At 56.8% G+C, this 19,296-nt stretch carries 11 protein-coding genes and 1 pseudogene; 2 read left to right on the forward strand and 10 right to left on the reverse strand.

Annotated elements, in window-relative coordinates; translation table 11 throughout:
• Positions 1-49: 49 nt before the first annotated feature.
• The 10 genes from HWX48_RS10895 to eccCa all read right to left on the reverse strand — a co-directional run bounded on the left by HWX48_RS10895 (position 50) and on the right by eccCa (position 17,320).
• Positions 50-2,173 (reverse strand): hypothetical protein, encoded by a 2,124-nt coding sequence (locus HWX48_RS10895; protein ID WP_175957485.1) that lies wholly within the window; start codon positions 2,171-2,173, stop codon positions 50-52.
• Positions 2,174-2,223: 50 nt separating this feature from the next.
• Positions 2,224-4,368 (reverse strand): hypothetical protein, encoded by a 2,145-nt coding sequence (locus tag HWX48_RS10900; protein ID WP_175957487.1) that lies wholly within the window; start codon positions 4,366-4,368, stop codon positions 2,224-2,226.
• A 6-nt stretch (positions 4,369-4,374) separates the two neighbouring features.
• Complete coding sequence (locus HWX48_RS10905; RefSeq protein WP_175957489.1) at positions 4,375-7,113, reverse strand: hypothetical protein; 2,739 nt, start codon at positions 7,111-7,113, stop codon at positions 4,375-4,377.
• Positions 7,110-7,451 carry a hypothetical protein gene (locus HWX48_RS10910; RefSeq protein WP_175957491.1) on the reverse strand — a complete coding sequence of 114 codons (342 nt, stop codon included), beginning with the start codon at positions 7,449-7,451 and terminating at the stop codon, positions 7,110-7,112. Before HWX48_RS10910 ends, HWX48_RS10905 begins: the two co-directional genes overlap by 4 nt.
• Before the next feature lie 161 nt (positions 7,452-7,612).
• A complete protein-coding gene (locus HWX48_RS10915; RefSeq protein ID WP_175957493.1) occupies positions 7,613-9,328 on the reverse strand; it encodes an FHA domain-containing protein in 1,716 nt (571 codons plus the stop codon).
• A gap of 27 nt (positions 9,329-9,355) precedes the next feature.
• A complete protein-coding gene (locus HWX48_RS10920) occupies positions 9,356-10,936 on the reverse strand; it encodes a hypothetical protein (protein ID WP_175957495.1) in 1,581 nt (526 codons plus the stop codon).
• A gap of 16 nt (positions 10,937-10,952) precedes the next feature.
• Positions 10,953-11,342 (reverse strand): hypothetical protein, encoded by a 390-nt coding sequence (locus tag HWX48_RS10925; protein ID WP_175957497.1) that lies wholly within the window; start codon positions 11,340-11,342, stop codon positions 10,953-10,955.
• A 70-nt stretch (positions 11,343-11,412) separates the two neighbouring features.
• Entirely contained in the window at positions 11,413-12,627 is a 1,215-nt protein-coding gene (locus HWX48_RS10930; RefSeq protein ID WP_175957499.1) for a S8 family serine peptidase, read from the reverse strand.
• 44 nt (positions 12,628-12,671) lie between these two features.
• On the reverse strand, positions 12,672-13,298 hold the full coding sequence (locus HWX48_RS10935) for a hypothetical protein (protein WP_175957501.1): 627 nt from the start codon (positions 13,296-13,298) through the stop codon (positions 12,672-12,674).
• Positions 13,295-17,320, reverse strand: coding sequence for a type VII secretion protein EccCa (gene eccCa, locus HWX48_RS10940; RefSeq protein ID WP_254873087.1), 4,026 nt, complete (start codon positions 17,318-17,320; stop codon positions 13,295-13,297). Before eccCa ends, HWX48_RS10935 begins: the two co-directional genes overlap by 4 nt.
• A gap of 125 nt (positions 17,321-17,445) precedes the next feature.
• On the opposite strand from eccCa, the gene HWX48_RS10945 reads away from it, so the two are divergent.
• Together HWX48_RS10945 and HWX48_RS10950 are read left to right on the forward strand one after the other, a co-directional pair.
• Complete coding sequence (locus HWX48_RS10945; protein WP_175957503.1) at positions 17,446-18,774, forward strand: hypothetical protein; 1,329 nt, start codon at positions 17,446-17,448, stop codon at positions 18,772-18,774.
• Positions 18,774-19,296 (forward strand): annotated as a pseudogene (locus HWX48_RS10950) (RDD family protein); the annotation flags it as partial. The gene HWX48_RS10945 and the pseudogene HWX48_RS10950, both read left to right, overlap by 1 nt.

Below are 19,296 nucleotides of genomic sequence, written 5' to 3' on the forward strand. Positions count from 1 at the left end.
CACCCAAACCTTCCAACACAAAACCGGTACTACTACTACTTGACAAGCTTCACCGAGGCCACCTCAGCGAACCTTTAACAGTGAGTTGGTAATAGTCCGCCAACTTACGGTCCGCGTCGATACTCGAACGGAAACTTAACCGTTCCTTGTCGGTCATCTCCGCATAGTTAGGCATAGGAACACTGGGATCTTCCAACCAAGCAGGCACACTGATCTCTTCCCCTACAGCGCCCCTGGTCGTATCGCTAAACTCAGCTCCCCGTAAATGGATAGTCATACGCTCACGGAAATCTGGATTCTTCTCTAAAAACTGGGGATCACTCGTGAGAGCTACAAGGAAGCCTCGCCTCATAAGAGCAATCCTGTTGTCTTGTGCAGGCATATCAGACTTGTCCACCGTTTTTCCTTGACTGGAGAACACCGCGTGGAGACTAGGAACAGACTGCCGAGTCCACGGTGCACTCTCAATCTGATCAAGCATTTGGCGCTGCTCGCCAGTGACTAGTGGGACAGCTGTTAAGTTTCCAGCATGCAACCGTGCAACACTCTCATTCAACTCAGCACTCACCCCAGCAGCTTCCTCTAACGACCGCTTCCCGTCATTTAACACAACATCAACCATCAGCGCCCAACGATAAAACACAGACTCCCGCCCAAAATTCCAAGGCGTAATGACTTCCTTGATGAGTTGTTCGTGATACCCCTTAATGGAAGCGAGCAGCAGGCGTTCGCTTGCGGGGATGCGTCCACGCGGATACACATCATCAGAAGGATCTTCCGGAGTGCCCCCATCATCTACCTCAGGCTGATCAAACCTAAGATCAACAAACAAACCCTCGGGGCTGGTGAGACGACTCACCACAAGAGGCGACAGCTTAATGTCTTGATCTCCCGCCTGATCGGGGAGAATATCAGCGCCAGGGGAAGGCGCAAGAAAATCAGGAGCAGACAACATTTCCATGAGATCGTCGATATGCGGAGTGAGGATTTCGCCCATCCACGAACGCAACCCCGCATTCGCCGCGCTAAAAGCATTCTGGCCCTTCACACGAGGCGCCTCAACCTCCAGCCCCTCCTGGAAACCCAACAGTGTTTGAGCAGCGAGCAACGTTGAACGCTTCTGACGATCCTTCCATACATCAAAAGCAGGATCACCATCCACAACACCATCTGGCACACGACCAACAGAGGCAGCCTGAGCCAACACACGACCCAGCCCCTCACCCCCGTCAGCACCAACCTTAAAGCCCTCCACAAAACGATGCCCCACCAAATACTGCGCCACCGGCATCGGCCCAACAGGGGCCTTCCCCTCCTCATAGAACGACACTCGTGGAACCCACTTCAACTCCTCATTCACATCCACATCAAAAGGAGTCTGAGCACTCAACACCTCCTGCACCGCATCAACACGAGCCCACCCATCATCACCCACAACAGGACCAGGCTCATCCATCACCGACAAAAGCGCACCAACAACATCACCACCCCTACGAGCCGACACCCACCCCGGCTCCCAAGCCGCCTTCACACGCCCAAAATCCCACTCCAACGCCGCAGGCACAACACCCAACACAAACTCCGGACCCGCCACCAACATCGGATACCGCTGCCCAGCAGCAGAAAACATCTGCTCCACACCATCAAAACCACGCGCACCACCCAAAGAACGCCACTGACCAACACGCCCCTCAATCTCCGAAGCGGAAACCTCCCTCAACCCCTCCTGATCCTGACCAACAATCACACCACCTGCAGACAAGAGCGCCACAGCACCAAGACCAGCAACAACCTCACCAGCAACATCACGACCATCAACAGTCTCAAAAGACCCCCGACGCTCCCCCACCTTCACCGCAAAATCCACAAGCACACCCGGCTCAACACGCTCACCCAGAGCACGAGCAAACACAACAGAGTCAAACACCGACCCAAAACGCTCATAAAACCCACGAACATCCTGAGCAGACACACTCCCAAGCCCGACAACACCAGCAGCCTCACCCGCCAGCTCCCCAGCACGCACCCACCGGTCACCCTCACCCCCAACCCGCAAGGACTCACCAACACCCACATCAGCCACAACCCCACCAACAGGCCCACAACCCGCCAACACCACCACCGCAACAACACCGGCAACCACAACACGCAACCACGAACCCACACCACTCACCACAAACACCTCCACACTCCAACTTTCAAACACGGATCCGCATCAAAAAACTACTGCGGATCAAGAATCTTTCTATCCCTTTCTACCTTTCGCAAAGCCCTGTTCATCCAGTCATGCTGGGCATCGAAGGGTGCTTCCTTGAACACTATCGTTGAAAGCCACGCGCGCTGCCCAGAAGTCAACATTGTTGCTTCTGGGATGCTCCCATCCGCATTCCAAAATGGCACAGCATCCCAATTCTTTTGCGCATCAACAGTGCTCGCTCTCAGGTCCTCAAGAAGAATCGGATTATTGACCAGCAGCTCCCGATCGAACGCTAGGGCGGTAATGAAACCACCTTCAAGGAAGTTGATCCTGTTGTCCCGGCAGGTCGCCTCAGCAGCATCCGCAATCTCTTCTTCCTGCGGGAAGATCGCCTGAAGCGTTGGAACGGCCTCGCGTGTCCATGGGGATGCCTGAATCCGATCAAGCTCGTGACGTTGGGCGCCTACGGCAAGAGGAGCATTCAGCACATTCCCAGCAAGCAATTGAGCAACACGCTCATTCAACGCCGCACTCACTGGCACAGCATCTTCCAACGAGGGTGCTCCGTCACCCAACAGAGCATCAAACACATGCGCCCACTCATGGATCGTAACCATCCAGCTATCATCTATTTGGGCGGGATCGGGGTTAAGAAGGCGTTCGTGATACCCCTTAATGGAAGCGAGCAGCAGGCGTTCGCTTGCGGGGATGCGTCCACGCGGATACACATCATCAGAAGGATCTTCCGAAGTGCCCCCATCATCTACCTCAGGCTGATCAAACCTAAGCTCAACAAACAAACCCTCCGGGCCTTTCAGACGATCCGCCATCTCATCCGAGAGAAGGAGCTCCCAGTTCCCACCGGGGAAAATAAGGTCGAAGAAAGGATTTTCCCCATCGGGAAACAAAAGGGAAAGGTCTAGAGCTTCTGCAATATTGCCCATGTGTGGTGCGAGGATTTCGCCCATCCACGAACGCAACCCCGCATTCGCCGCGCTAAAAGCATTCTGGCCCTTCACACGAGGCGCCTCAACCTCCAGCCCCTCCTGGAAACCCAACAGTGTTTGAGCAGCGAGCAACGTTGAACGCTTCTGACGATCCTTCCATACATCAAAAGCAGGATCACCATCCACAACACCATCTGGCACACGACCAACAGAGGCAGCCTGAGCCAACACACGACCCAGCCCCTCACCCCCGTCAGCACCAACCTTAAAGCCCTCCACAAAACGATGCCCCACCAAATACTGCGCCACCGGCATCGGCCCAACAGGGGCCTTCCCCTCCTCATAGAACGACACTCGTGGAACCCACTTCAACTCCTCATTCACATCCACATCAAAAGGAGTCTGAGCACTCAACACCTCCTGCACCGCATCAACACGAGCCCACCCATCATCACCCACAACAGGACCAGGCTCATCCATCACCGACAAAAGCGCACCAACAACATCACCACCCCTACGAGCCGACACCCACCCCGGCTCCCAAGCCGCCTTCACACGCCCAAAATCCCACTCCAACGCCGCAGGCACAACACCCAACACAAACTCCGGACCCGCCACCAACATCGGATACCGCTGCCCAGCAGCAGAAAACATCTGCTCCACACCATCAAAACCACGCGCACCACCCAAAGCACGCCACTGACCCACACGCCCCTCAATCTCCGAAGCGGAAACCTCCCTCAACCCCTCCTGATCCTGACCAACAATCACACCACCTGCAGACAAGAGCGCCACAGCACCAAGAACAGCAACAACCTCACCAGCAACATCACGACCATCAACAGTCTCAAAAGACCCCCGACGCTCCCCCACCTTCACCGCAAAATCCACAAGCACACCCGGCCCAACACGCTCACCCAGAGCACGAGCAAACACAACAGAGTCAAACACCGACCCAAAACGCTCATAAAACCCACGAACATCCTGAGCAGACACACTCCCAAGCCCGACAACACCAGCAGCCTCACCCGCCAGCTCCCCAGCACGCACCCACCGGTCACCCTCACCCCCAACCCGCAAGGACTCACCAACACCCACATCAGCCACAACCCCACCAACAGGCCCACAACCCGCCAACACCACCACCGCAACAACACCGGCAACCACAACACGCAACCACGAACGCAACGCCGCGACGTTTCCCTGGGATAACAAACGACTCACGATTACCTACTCTGCTTGCATGAGGAATAGGCCAGGCACTTGGTCATATAGATCCTGAAATTTACTGTAGTCACCTATCGCCTCTCGAAACACTCGCCGCTCCCCCTCTGTCATTTGTTCAACCGAGGGCATCGGATAACTGTCTTCAGTAAGCCACAGAGGAATAGGCTGTTGGATCGTTTTTAAACGATCAATCATTGACGCCTTAAGCTCTGGATTCTTCTCCATCAACTGCGGATCGTCGCTAAGTGCGGCAACGAAGAGGCGCTGCGCAGAGGTCTTTGCCCGCCCCTCTGCCGCATCGATGCCCTCCTCATTACTCAAGTCTGTTGGAAGCAGAGCATCTAAAGTGGGAGCTTTTACGTAGTTAAAAGCAACACCTACAAAGGGCTTTGCTTGAGGCGGAACAATTTTATCCAGTGGAACTAATGACAGAGCTCCATCGAAGAAAGAGCGCAGACGCCTATTGTTATCGTTTATTGCATCCATCTGTTTTTCCGTTGCCCCTTCGGGAGCCACTGTCAAAGGCTTAACCAACGCCCCCCAATCTCTGCTTGCACGACCCATGGAAGAAATCTCACCTCGAGAGAGCAATTCACCTATTTCCGCTCGATACCCCTGCTGTGTGGCCAGCAAGAGGCGATCAACCGCGGGCATCCTTCCCCTTTGATAGAAATCATCAGATGGGTCTTCAGGCGTTTCAGCATCGTTTACATCTGCCCGATCGAATGCAAGGTCAATAAATAACCCGCTTGAGGAAAGTAGGCGCTTTTTAAAGCTAGGAGAGCCTTTAATATCCCAATCGCCTTCCTTATCAGGAAGAGTATCAACAATAAGACCGGGAGTGTCCCCGTCGGGAGCATTCAGCATTTCCGCAATATCATCGATGTGAGGCGCAAGAATTTCTCCCGACCACGAACGGAGACTACGATTAGCGATTCCAAAAGCGTTTTCTCCACCATAAGCGCTCCATTTAATATCAAGGCCATCCTGATAGCCTTGCAGGAAGCTCGCCGCAATCTGTGTTGAACGCCGTTGTCGCTCAAGCCAGCGCACATACTCTTCGCTCCCCGGCTCTACGCCATCGGGAATCTTTGCTATTGCAGCACTCTGAGCCAGGACTCGGCCGAGCGCATCACCTCCGTCGGGCATTGCTCTGTAAGAATCTGTCCCGCGGAAGGATGTCAGATAGCGAGTCACGTTCATAGGCTCATTCGGCCCAAAATGACCTTCAAACAGAGGTGGGACTCGCTCAAGAGCATTCTTCTGATCCACAGAGAACGCGGTGTCTCCGGCTAAAAACTGTTGAACCGCGTCGTAACGATCATTCACGAGTTCCCTAAGGGCTTCATCACCCTTAAAGTCGATTACACCATTGCTAAGAGCGGCGGGTTGATCCATTAGCCTAAGCATGCCCTGAACGGGATCAAGCATTCGAAAATCTCCGCCATAAGGCTTCGGAAACCAATTGCCATACCCAGAATTCTCACCATTTACACTAAGTAGCGTATCACGATCCCAACGAAGAAGGCTTTGCGCAAGAGAATTCCTCCCGTCAAAGAAGTTGACACCTAGCGCAAGGTTCTCATTCTTCAACGCCGCATGATTAAGCATTGCGCCGATGTACTCGTAACCATAGTGAACGTAGTTACTACCTTTCAGATTTTCATCATTGACGAGGTTACCATTTTCATCATATGTAGTGACTCCGACAGCTTTCCAATCGGCAATATTCCTCTGTGTCATTTGCTCAATTGTTGCCCCGTCATCACCAGTCAGACCTACCTTAACGAGTTCGAAGCTCCGCTGACTATACCCGCCGTCTGCAAGGTTCATTCCCCCGGTCGAAAGCACAAACAGGGTACCCATATTTTCAATGACGCGATCAAGCATCCTGTCAAAATCAGGATCTACTTTGCCATCCTTTACAACATTACCTCGGAGTGTATCGATTCCCACACTGAATTCCACAAGCTTGTGAGGTGGTATATTTTGAAACAACGCATATGTGAAGAATGAACTCTTACACATATCCCCATACTTTTCATGAAATTCTCGAACCTTCTCAGGTGTCGCTGTGCCGTCCCCAAGAAGGGCTGCTGCTTCAATGGCTTCCTTCTGGGCATACTCCCACTCTGCTTGACCGTCAACTAGCGGCAGTCCATCGAATAGTGAGGCGCCGATAGCGTCACGCCCCTTCTTGACAACCTCAGGGGAGATGTAGGCGTCAATGGCCGCGCGAATCTTGACAGCAGTGTCATGGGCTTCGGTGTCGAGTTCGTTCATGGCGCGCTTGTATCGGCTGACGATATCTGACACGCGTGAGTTGTAGTGTTCTTCGATTGCAGACAGCTCCGCGTAGTAGATTCCGGAGTCGATCTCTTCACGCATTGCCCGCAACTCGTCCTTTTGGCTGTGGTAGCTGCTGGTCGCGGTGTCGTACTCGTCGTGAAGTTGGGGCACTGTGATCGTCGCAGCGCGATGAACGGACTCACCCCATGCTGTCACTGCCTTCTTCACGGGTGGAATCACGTTGATGAGGCGATCCACACAGCCGCGTAGTTTAACAATCTCGTCTGTGTAGGCGTCAGCAGCTTCGCCAATCCAGTTGGGCACTGCGTGGGAGGATGCCGATGCAACCTGCGTGCCGGAAAGGCGGCTTGCCAGTCGCTCGATCGACTCAGTGAAATGCTCAGCGCCCGTTGAGCTATTGATAGGCAGTGGCATTAAGGATTCGGCGCTCACAATCGACCCTCCAGGCGTGAAGCCAAAGTGGAAAACTGTGCCATAATGTCTTTTTCGGTTTGATCGGTATTCGAAATGGCTGCTTCTTGGCCGGAGCCAAGTACTGCGCACGCATCAGAGAACTCGAGGCAGACGGTCCGCAACGTGTCGGTGTAGTACCTCAACGCGCCAGTGAGCGCTGCGGCTCCTGTGCCATCAGCTCCAGGAATTGGGTAGGCAACGCCGTCAACCCCGGTAGCACCAAAACCAGCGGCAATCTCAACAAAGCTGCGACTATCTGTCCAATTGGCTTTTGCGTTCACACCGACAGCGTCGCGATCGAACTCAATACCACTCACCGAGATCTCCCAACAACTTGAAGTAGATTTCTCACTTCATCGTAACAAGGAGACACCCCACCCCACGGCAGTTTGATTCGTTAATATTTCATCCGATCAGCAGGAGATGTCTGATTCCATCTTGGCCGCATCCAGGGCTGTCAATCACCGCTAATCTGCCTTCAGTGAATGCGGAACTCGATGTTTACGCCGTCTCCGAGGGCAATAATGTCTCCGCTCATGATGGGTGTGCTCAGCCCACTTGTCAGGTGTTCGCGGACGCCAGAAGCGCGTTGGATAAAGGTTCCATTGCGGGAGCTGAGGTCGAGTAGCATCCACCCTCCTTGCGAGTAGAACACGGCGCAATGCGAGCGTGAGACTTCTGCTGTGGGGCTGGGCACGGGATACACCTGAGCCTCGGTGATTCCTCCGATCGCGCGGGAGTCGGGATCGCGTCCGATGACGATCGCTTCAGTAATCGCGATGGGCTTGAGGCCTCCGCGCAGCAGGTAGGCCGTCGCCGTGGTGGGGACTGGTGACCCTCCTGCGGGGGCAGAGTGGGGAGAAGACCCGGGCGCCACGTGTCCAGTGGGGGGCATTGGGCCGTTTGCCGTGAGTGCGATGCGAGGATCGGGCGGAGTGTCAGCACCGGGCGGAGTTTGCATATTTGGCGAGGCGTACGCGGCGGGCGAGGTTTGCCCGTCTGCCCAGCTTGCAGCACTGCCCCAGATTTGGGGTGTGCTCGGCGGGGTGGCTGGCTGCGAGTCTGGCCTTGCCCACACTGTTGGGGTTGTGCTTCTGGGAGGCGTTTGGGGCGCGCTCTCCAAATGTGGAGTTGGGAACTGTCCGCCGATGTCCTGCGTGTGGGGTCCGGTGGGCGCGGCGGCCTGCTGTCCCATTCCAAAAATCTGATTGTAGAGGCTATTGGGGCCGCTGGGCGGCATGGTGACTGCCGGGCCTTGCGGTGCTTTCGTTGGGATGTCGGCGACCGGCGGGGTTTGCGGTGCTTCTGTGGGGGTATCAGTCAGTGGTGGGGGCGTTGACGTTTCAGCTGTGGCGTCTACGCCCAGCGGCTCGGGGGGAGGTTCGGGCAGGGCGGCTTCGGCTGCTTTTTGGGCGCGTTGTCTGCGTAGTTCTGCTAGTTGGGTGATGGTGAGGGTCTTGTCGTCGAGGTCTGAATCATCGTCGTTTGCTGCGCCGAGCATCATGGCGTGCATTGCTGCGGGGGTTGTTGGCGCTGAGAACGCGGGGGTTTCTCGGTTGAAGTCCAGGGTTGGTTCGGGTGTTTCGAGGGGAGGAAGTTGGGGCTGTTCGATCGGCTGTGGGGGTTCTTCTGCGGCTTCGGGGAGAGCAATGTCGAGGTCGGCTGGAGCAGTGGCGGAGGGTTCCTCATCTTGCGGGGTCGGCGTGCTCGGCATTGCCTGGGCAGGGGTGGAAGCTGCCTCTGCGCTAAGCCTGTCGGTGAGGTCATGGAGGGGGGCGGGTGGCCGGATACCGATTTGGATGGAGCTGGCACGGGCTGCGCCGTTTGTGAGGGGGAGCCACGTTCCGTTGGCGTCTTCGACGGATGCGGTGATGATTTCCCAGTCGCAGGGGTCAACGGCGTGGCGGAGGCGGGTGCCTTTCCATTCGACGATGCTTTGTTCGCCCCAGGGAAGAAGGGTGAGCGTGATTCCTTCGGTTGTCGATAGACGAGGTGCCCGCGTGCTGCAGTCAAGGAAGAGGGCGCGTCCGCGGTGTTGGGCGATAGCGTTGTGGAGTTCAGCGGCTGGTGCTTGTCCGTTGATGACGGCGTGGGCGCTTGTGGACAGTTCCTCGTCCACAAGCGCCACGCCGACAGGTCCGCTCAGTGCAATCAGTGCGTGCCCGCGGTGGGCGATGGTGCCGACTTGTAGCACTGCTCGTTCGCTTTCTCTTTGGTGGTGTTACTCCCAGGAGTCGTCCGTGTCGTTGAAGCTCATGGGCTTCATGTCGGCAGAGTTTCCTGCTCCGGCTCCTTCAGAGAGTCTAATCGGTCGACGTTCGTCGTCGCGGATGCGGATGACCTGATACCCGACGCGCTTATTTTCATCCTTGCGGTCGGTTGCTGTCCCAGCAGCACCGGGGGCGTAGGCGCCGGGTATGCCGGGGGTACCTGGGGTGCCAGCGGGTACGCCGACGCCGGGGTTCATGCCGCCGGGAGCACCTGCTCGGGCGAGGCCGTTCATGCTGTTCGTAGCCTGGCTATTGGCTGCTGTGGCGTTCATGGCGGCAGTTCCGGCGCCTGCTGCGCTGCTCGTTCCTGTGAGGGCGCTTGAAGGAAGTCCGCTTGCGGCTAGGTTGCCTGCCATTGGCATGCGTCCGGCCACTCCCATTGCGTTGGCGGTGCCTGCGGCTCCGCTGTTGTGGAGGCCTCCGGCTAGGGCAGCTGAGGAGCTTCCTGCGCTCATGACGGCACGTGAGCCAGCGACTCCGGCTCCGCCCAGGATGCCGCCTGCTCCCATGGCTCGGGTTTCATGCGCGGCTGTTCCGCGGCCGAGGGCTCCTGCGGTGAGGCCCGCTCCTCCGCTGAGGAGCATGCCTGCGCTAAGGGTTGGCCGTGAGGCGTGTGCGGCGGCTCGGGCGGCTTCTGAACTCCACCGTGGGTCAGTGCCGTCGGTGACTTGAGCGGGCAGGTAGCCACCAATGGGGCCGTCAGCACTCATGCGAGGGTTAATGGGCGTGTTGTAAAGGTCGAGGTGGCGTAGCGCGTTTGGATCGTTAATGGGCTCCGTGCGGCTGCCTGGCCCGGAGGCGGGTGGGCGACGATAGACACCTGGGCGGTTGATAATTCCTGCTCCGCCTGTGGTTCCGGTGGAGCCTGCGGCGACGGTCGAGCCTGTTTGCTTGCGGCCTGCGTTGAAACGATTCCTGGCAAGGGCTGCCCCTATGGCACCGACAGCTGCCCCAGCAGTCGCACCACTGCCTCCCTGGAAAAGGTCTAGCGGATCAGCATCATCTGAGGGGTTTCGAACTCTGCCGTCCTCACTGGCAAGAGCGTCTCGGTAGTGCGACACCTCTCCATTCATAGTTGCTAGGGCAGCAGCAGCTTGGGCTTCACGTTCAGCATTTGCTTGGATACGGAGGGCCTGGAGGTAGGCCTGCGGGGTGACATAGGAACCATTAATAAACAGGCGCTCTTCTGCCCGAACCATCTGCTCGGTGCCATGGTCAACCAGGATGGTAGGCAGTTCGTTAAAGGCAGCCGCTGCCCGGCGCATACTTGCGCGAGCCCTTTCATGGTGTCCGAGAAAGGCCGCAATGAGGCGTTCTTTCGTCGCCAGCTCTTCGGTCAGGGTGGCAAGGGTTGCCTGTGCGCTACTGAGTGCTTCGCCAGTCATCACATTTGGAAGATTGGCAGAAATCTCCTCTAGTGAGCTTCGCGATTCAGCGAGGGATTTCTGCCCAGACTCCAGTACTTCTTTGTCACTATCGAGGTAACGGAGTTGGGCAACCTTTTGCAAGAGGTCGTAACTTGTTGTATCCATACCTATTTGCCTATTCTCAGCTTCCCCAGCCGTTCCTTCGAGGCGCAGTTAGAGAATCGGCGCCATCGGCGTTGAGGAGACGTCCCGTAAGCGACATTTGCTCCGCAACCATCTCATCCGAAATGACCGCCTTCTCCGCAGCCTGCTTCACATGCTCTGAAAAATCAACTATCTTCCGAGCGAGATTATGTATTTGCCCCTCAAGCTCTAAAAGGCGACTCCCATATAAGTCCCCAAAAGCTTGAGTGACGAAAAGATCCCCATCACCCCATTTTCCAGCGTCTTGATAGCTCGCCGTATCCATCACCAGTTCCTCTGCCCGCTTCGCCGGACGCTCTGCTGAATGAGTCACCTGAATGGCCAGGGCACAAATTTCTTGAGGTTTATACAACGCTTCTTCGGACATTAGGGACCCCTCACTATAAATGAGCACGACAGCCTAAGCCTACCGATTCCTTCGACTCTTCGGAAGGATTTCATTTGGCTATCGGCGTCAAGCCTGCAGCTTTCTCCGCCTCTGCCACGCGCCTCATGTAGCGCGGAGAACTTCCAAACTCCCCTCGATCAGCAGCACGCTTGTTTTCAACCGGAATAAAGGTCCCTCGATAGACATAAGACGTGTCATACATCAAGTACCCATGGTTCGAGATACCATCCAGGTATTCTTGCCAGGCTATTCGGTCACCCTTGACGTGATATTGAGCTTTCTCCAACAGAGGATTCGAGTCCTCCAACGCTGCAGGATTCGGATGCTTCGAGAAAGCCCCCACATCCATAAAGCCATACCCACACTTCTCAGACCAACCCCCATCCGCAGAACACGGAATCGCCGTCTCAATCAACGCACGAATCAACTGATTCCCCGACGCCCCCGGCCACTTCTGCACCCCCAACGCCAACGCACCCGACACCATCGGAGTAGAAAAAGACGTCCCCTGCTGATTCACAGAAATACGACTCAACACACCCGAAGCATCAGGATCACGCAAAGTAATACCCTCACCCACAGCAGAAACAGTCATTCCATCACCGTAAGTCCCCCACTCCACCGACTTCTGATCAAGAGTCTCAGCCCCCACAGCAACAGCACCGTTGGTCACCATCCCCGTCGTTTCAAGGGAGTTACCTCCATTCCCTGCACCCCACACCACCGGTACACCCATTTCGGCAGCCCGTCTTACTGCCAGCGACGCCTCTCGATTCCCCCCCTCATCACTTGTGACTTGAATAGTAATAATGTCCACGCCCTTAGAGAGGGCATCATGGATAGCATCCGAAGTTTCCCACCTGCACTTATCCGCCTTCGTCTCCTGATAACTCAGCGGATAACTCATAATCTTTGCCCGAGGCACCCACCCATAATCCGACGAAAGCCGCATCGAAGCGATCGCCGTGGCATGAACAGTGTCATACGAAGCCTTCTGCACCGGACACTTCTCCACCGACTCAATATCAGCACCCGCCAACTCCGGCACCGACTGATCCACCCACCCATCCAACACCGCAATCGTCACACCCGAACCATCCAACCCCACCGCATGAGCATTCTTAAACCCGTAATACTCCACATAAGGCTGATCCGTAATCACACCCTCATCAGCCCACGCCACCCCAGCCCCCACCAAGGCAGCACACACCACAAGACCACACACACCCACCACACGCACAAAAACCCGCCTCACAACAAGCATTGCTCCCCTCCACGGCACCCACACGATCCCCGCCCACAAGCACGCTAGGACTGCGGAGCATCCTCTTCATCGGAGTACACCTTCGGCGTGTACTCGGGCGACTTATACGTCAAGGGCTCATCCCCCTCGGGATATCCCGACTTAAAAGACAAGGTGATGGGATAGTCCTTCTCCCCCAAACCCTCAAGGTACAGCTCATACTGAATGCCCTGAGTGGTCATTGATGGCATCACCGTCCAAGACGAGTAGTACTCGCATTCCGCACTCCAGCACATGCGGAACTTTGACACACCCTTTTGCCAATGGGTCGGTGTGCCAAACCACTCCAGAACCTCCTCATCACCTGACACAGTGCCATCCTCATTGAAGGTCACAACACCAGGCTTACCATCAACCTCGCCGTACTTACCCCCCCACCGAAGCTCACGGCCCACAAGATCGCTCTCAGCCTTCGCGCGGCGGTAGATCAACTGCGTCGATTCAGCATCCTTCGCTTCATCAGCCTCAAGCATGCGGTGGTACTCAATCTTTCGCCCATCGCCAATATGCGGTAGCTCATCGATCTTGCTTGTGGCGGAAGCAACCGGATCGCCAGCACAGCCCGCCAGCAACGGAAGGCTCACACACGCAACAGCGACGAACGCCGGCCGCACAACACGCATCATCTTCATCCTATTTCTCCCTCATGAGGATCCACCCAGGAAATCTGGGCAACAACTCTTCCTGAATCTCGAGTCAGCACCTGAGCTCGACCTGGCTCAGCCTTCGTGCCCTTCACACGTCCGAAGGACAGGCCCTCATCCGGGTCAACAGACAACATGACAACTGTTGCCCCAGATTCCATCATCGTCTGAATCGTCGGATCATACAGGGCGCGAGAAGCCCCACCTGATCGACGAGTCAGCACAAAATTAAAACCAACATCGCGCGCCTGCTGAATGAAAGGCTTCAAATCAGCCAAAACAGGCGTTGACTGTCCCGGAATAAGGTCATAATCATCAATAAACAACCACACCTCAGGCCCGGACCACCAAGAACGATTACGCAGTTGCTCCGTCGTCACGTCCCCCGTCGGCAAACGCTTCTTCAAAGCATTTGAAATCGTCGCCACCAGACCCGGCAAAGTCTCAGGCAAGTTGCCATAAGCCCCAAGGTAATCCGCAGGCACAAAGTCAAGCAGTCGACGGCGAGGATCAAAGACAACAATCTGCGCCTCGGAACTACTCGACTTCGTCACCACCTGGCGAATCAGCGTGCGCACCATATTCGTCTTACCCGAACGACTTTCACCAAAGACACACATCATCGCGGTCGCCTCCGCGTTCAGGCGCAAAGCCTCAAGCCGCGACTCCTCGACACCCACAACCAGACCAGGTCCCTCAGCTCCCCGCAAACGATCCACGTCCTCAGCGGGAATCATCGTCGGCAACAGGCGCAGCTTCGGCCCATGTCCTGCCGGGAGCGCCGCCTCAATACGGTCCACCATTTCCGACACGCCATCAGCCAGAGTCTGCGCATCCTGATCACCATCAATACGCGGCAGGCACACCAAGATCTGATGACCAGACATCGCGATACCGCGGCACGGGCGGCCTTCAGGAACCAACTCAGCCACATCACGCGAAACAAGGGACTCGCTGGGCGTTCCCAAACGCAACTCCAGACGAGTGCCAATTACCTCTTGGATCTGCTGACGCATATCATTCCAGCGCGAAGTCGCCACCATCAGGTGCACACCAAAAGACAAGGCACGCTGAAGAAGAGCCGAAATACGCAGGTCAACACCTTCAAACTCGGCCCGGAAGGTTGCCCAGCCATCAATCACAAGGAACACATCGCCATAGCCGTCATCCCACTGCCCACGAGCACGCCCACGACGATAGGCCTGCATCGACTCAATGCCGTTCTCGCGGAAAAACAGCTCACGATCATCAACAATCGCCTCGATCTCTGACAAAAGGCGCTCAACAATAGCGGGCTGATCTCGAGTCACCACCGCTGACACATGAGGAGCCCGACGCATCGAGGCGAAGGAACCACCACCGAAATCCAGAACAAAGAAATGAACCTCTTGCGGAGTATGGACAAGCGACAATGCCGACACCATCGAACGCAGAGTTGTCGACTTACCCGACAAAGGGCCACCCAAAACGCAAACATGGCCACCCGCACCCGACAGGTCCACCTCCAACACATCCCGACGCTGCTCCAAAGGAACATCGATGGTGCCCAAGGGGAAGCGCAATCCACCCTTCGCGCGCCATTGAGGAGAAACCAACCCCAGCCCCGGAACCGGCCCTAAATCAGGCATCAACTGATCCAAAGTATCGGGCTTATCCAAAGGCGGCAGCCAGACCTGATGCGCTGGCACCCCCTTGCCTCGCAAGCGCTCCACGGCGATTTCAATCTCAGTCATACCCTTCCAACGCTCATCGCCCGGCACACTAATCTGGATGGGCCCAGTGGCTGGCGCCGACTCTTCCAAAGCAATCACCGGATTAGAGCTAAAAGGAAGGACTCGGATTGCTGCAGCAGCCGAACCCGCCTGATTCATCAACGACGGATCCATACGACGAGGCGGCGGGGGCACAGCAACATAGGAAGCTCGGAAACGCGTCATCTGATCACTGGTCGTCTTCAAATACCCCACGCCTGGATACGAAGGCAAAGCAGCCGCATCCGATACACCCAGAAGCTGCTTTGATTCTGAAGCGTTGAAGGTCTTCAATCCCAAACGGTACGACAGGTGGGAATCCAAGCCACGTAAACGACCGTCCTCCAAGCGCTGGGAAGCCAAGAGCAGGTGAATACCCATTGAACGACCCAGACGGCCCACCGCAATGAAAAGATCCAAGAATTCCGGCTTAGCCGTCAACAACTCTGAAAACTCATCCAGCACAATAAACAATGCAGGTAGCGCCGGATAACTGTGCTCGCCAGCTAGGCGCTCCTTCTCGTATTCGGTGACATTGGCATAATTCCCAGCTGCACGAAGAAGCTCCTGGCGGCGCACCATCTCGCCGCGGATCGCATCCTGCATACGATCCACCAAAGACAGCTCCGACTCCAGATTCGAAATCATTGCCGACACATGCGGCAAATCCGCCATGCCCGCAAAGGTAGCACCGCCCTTGAAGTCCACCAGCACGAAGTTCAACTGCTCCGGTGAGTGCGTCAACGCCATCGCCAACACCAATGTACGTAAAACCTCAGACTTACCCGAGCCGGTCGCACCCACCAGGACACCGTGAGGCCCCATACCCTCCTGGGCAGCCTCCTTAATGTCCAAAATCACGGGCACGCCCTCGGGAGTCACAGCAAATGGCACACGTAAACGATCCCGCCCCTCACGCCGTTTCCACTGAGTCTCCGGATCAAAATCGCGGATATCACCAATCCCCAACAGCTCCATGAGATCAACCGAACGCTTCGGATCCGAACGGCCAATGGGAGCGGCCGCCTCGGTCCCATCTTCAGAAGACCAGTGCGTCATCCGACGTGCCACTGACTCCGCCTGGACGACACTCATCGCATCGGGCACCGTCATGAAAGAGTCCTGGTCCAAGAGGATGACTTCCATTGCACCAGTAGAATAACCCGAAGCATCACGGTGAAGCATCATGCGTATCGTCGTCTGAGAAGTCAACGGACCCCAAGAACTCAATACCTTCATCACCGTCACACCGAGAGCACCTTCGAAAGAGGTGAGACGAGAAGACGAAACAAGATGCATATCATCAACGACCACCACCACATGCGGCCATTCCGTCTCCTCCGAACGCGGCATAAACTGCGGACGATTCACAATGTCTTCGCCCAGAAGATCCTCCAAATCCGCCTGGCTCGACACAATCATGCGCGAAGGACCCAAGGCATCCTTGGCCTCATCAGAACGGGCATGCGGAAGCCACTTCACCCACTCCCACTGAGGACGCACCGCATCCGAACACAGAACAGCGATCTTCAACGCCGTAGGCGGCACAAACACCGCCAAGTGCACCAACATTGCTCGCAGCTGCGCACGGGCAGCATCAACATCCCCCACCAGCTCAACATGAGAAAAACCCCCCAGAGGAGTGCCAAAAGGAAGATCATCGACCTTGGCGTGCGTCTCAACAAAGCGGCTCATCGCTGAATGGCACACCACATCTGGACGCGCCAGAGGCGGCAAGTCCGGAACCTCAAGCTCCATCGCGAGCGCCTGGGTAGTGTTCCCGATCCGCACATTCATCGTCGTTGGAGACCCCTCCTGGCGTTCCCACAAGCGCGATCCTTCCTGGGCAACCAACACCAACGAGGCAGGATCGGGCATATGCCAACGATGATGAGCACGTTGTTTCTTTGCCACGGTACGCACCGTGTCGCGAGTCTGACTCAAATACGCCAAATACTCGCGCCGCAAGTTCGCCACCTTCTGGCGGTGCCCACCAATCTGGCGATACACGTTAAAGCCCACCATCGTGAGCATGGCAACAACCATCGCGCCAGCCATCAGCATTAAGCGCGGGTTAGAGGACTGCGACATTGCCATAAACACCATGACGCCCATCGAGCCCAACATGGGAACGACCATCAGCAGCACATTTCCCACACCAGCAGCTTCCGGTTGATCAGGAGGGAGCTGAAGAGGGATCGTCCCCGAAGGAAGATCCGGTACTCCCTCGGTGGTCTCAGGATCAACCGGCATGGTCATAGTTGTTTCTCCGTTATGCATTCAACGAAAACGCGCAAAGTGTCTGAATCATCCTATCGCTACGCGGTAGCATTTTTAGGTCCGATTGATACGGGATTACGAAAGGTGAAACAGTGGTCCGTCCCATGACGTTCGTGACAATCCGCCACAACGGTGACCAGCACGACCTTTCCGTCCCCCGCGGAACCACCGTCGCAGGACTACTAGCGATGCTGGAAGTCGATACCTCCAACGGCCAATACGCTGTCTCTCTACCCAATGGTCAAGAGGCATCACTGTCAGCTGCACTCGGACACGACCTTCCCTCCGGAAGCATCATTTCCGTCACAGGAACTGCAGCAAGTCGCCAAGCCGAAATCGAAGCACGCGAACGTATCGAAAGCCCCTGGTTCAACCACGCCCTCACTCGCGCCAGCGTCGCCTTCTTTCTCATCCCCCTCCATACACTCGGCGTTCTTCTGCCTCTCCTAGGCTTGCTCCCCACCCCATCCCTGGGCTTGCGCATTCTCATCGCGACGCTCTCGACTCTCATCCTGGGCAGCATGCTCATCTACCGCGTTCACCACCGCTCTGCAGGCGACCACCTCTTCCTCACCCTTCTGGCGGGGAGCACCCTGCTGGCACTCTTGCCTAGCTCCCCACAAGCCCACGCCCTCGCCCCAATGACCGTCACCACCGGAGCGTTCCTCACCTCCCTCACACTGTGGATACGCTCTCGCAGCTACACCGCCGCCACCTTTGTTTTCCTGTGGGCCGGGGGCGCGGTTTTGACACTCCTATCGACCTTCTTGTCGATCCCACTAACGGCACTAGCCCCACTAGCCCTCGCATTCGCAATCTGGGGAATCGCCAGCACCTCGGCATTCTCGCTTCGCGTACCCGACAGCCAACTGATCGATCTTCCCCTCGTCCGGACCGTAGCCCCCTCCGTCCGCGCGCCCCACACGCCCTCCCCAGCCAAAATCACCGCAGCCCGCGTCATGCGCACCATCCGAGAAGGTCAAGAGATCTCACGCTCCCTCACCGCAGCCTGGAGCCTCCTCGCCCTCATTTGCATTCCCCTCGTCAGCATTAACCTCGATACCCCCAGCCTTCAGGGCTGGGCGTCCCTGACCCTCCTCCTTGCTGCTACCGTTTCCCTCTCTCTCCTGCCCCGCACAGCCAAAGGCCGAGGCATCCACCTTCTTCCGCGAATCCCCGCGATCGCAGGTTTCATCGCCCTCATCATCACCATCAACGCACATTGGGAATTCACCCCCACTGGCACCGTCCTCGCACTTGTGGTCACCGCCTTCCTCATCGTCACCACAACCCTGAGCCTCTCCCAACGCCCCCACTCGGCATTCATCGGCCGAACAGCAGACATCCTCCAAGCACTGTCCCTGCTGCTCCTGCTCCCCTCCTCCGCCCTTGCCTCTGGCCTATTCGACTTCATCCGACAGGTAGCTTCATAATGCGTAGCCACACCCCTCCCTCACCTGCCGCTCTCCCGAAAGATTGCGCTCCTGCTCGCGCAGGACGCGCAACCCTCGCCTACGTCATCGATGCTCTCATCGTCAGCGGCATCTCGATAAGCGCCTACCTGCTCCGCCCCTCCCTGCTCCTTGCCCTCACCACCATGATCGAGCTGGCTGTGGTCATGACCTTCACGCGAGCCGCCACAGGCCACACACCCGGATCACTCATCACCCGCACGCGAGCACGCCACGCTCAGCACGGAGGAGCACCCGGGCTGCGTGCACAAAGCGTTCACACACTGATCATGGCCCTCCTCCACCTCACCGCCATCGGCCCTCTCCTTACCCACCTGCTTGCGAAACACGGACAGACCCTGCCCGACCGCATCGCCGGAATCATCATCACCGAGCCCTCACCGGCCAACCCAGCCGCTCAAAAGATCCAACAGGATGCCTACGGCAGGCAGACCCTTGCTCCCGCCGATCACTCACCAACCTGGAGTGCGCCCACCCCAATAG

Source organism: Schaalia sp. Marseille-Q2122 (assembly GCF_903645355.1).
GTDB lineage: Bacteria > Actinomycetota > Actinomycetes > Actinomycetales > Actinomycetaceae > Pauljensenia.

Coding starts and splice junctions, on each gene's coding strand:
- HWX48_RS10920 (WP_175957495.1), bottom strand. CDS start 10,936: ATGGATACAACAAGTTACGACCTCTTGCAAAAGGTTGCCCAACTCCGT.
- HWX48_RS10925 (WP_175957497.1), bottom strand. CDS start 11,342: ATGTCCGAAGAAGCGTTGTATAAACCTCAAGAAATTTGTGCCCTGGCC.
- HWX48_RS10930 (WP_175957499.1), bottom strand. CDS start 12,627: ATGCTTGTTGTGAGGCGGGTTTTTGTGCGTGTGGTGGGTGTGTGTGGT.
- HWX48_RS10935 (WP_175957501.1), bottom strand. CDS start 13,298: ATGAAGATGATGCGTGTTGTGCGGCCGGCGTTCGTCGCTGTTGCGTGT.
- eccCa (WP_254873087.1), bottom strand. CDS start 17,320: ATGACCATGCCGGTTGATCCTGAGACCACCGAGGGAGTACCGGATCTT.
- HWX48_RS10945 (WP_175957503.1), top strand. CDS start 17,446: ATGACGTTCGTGACAATCCGCCACAACGGTGACCAGCACGACCTTTCC.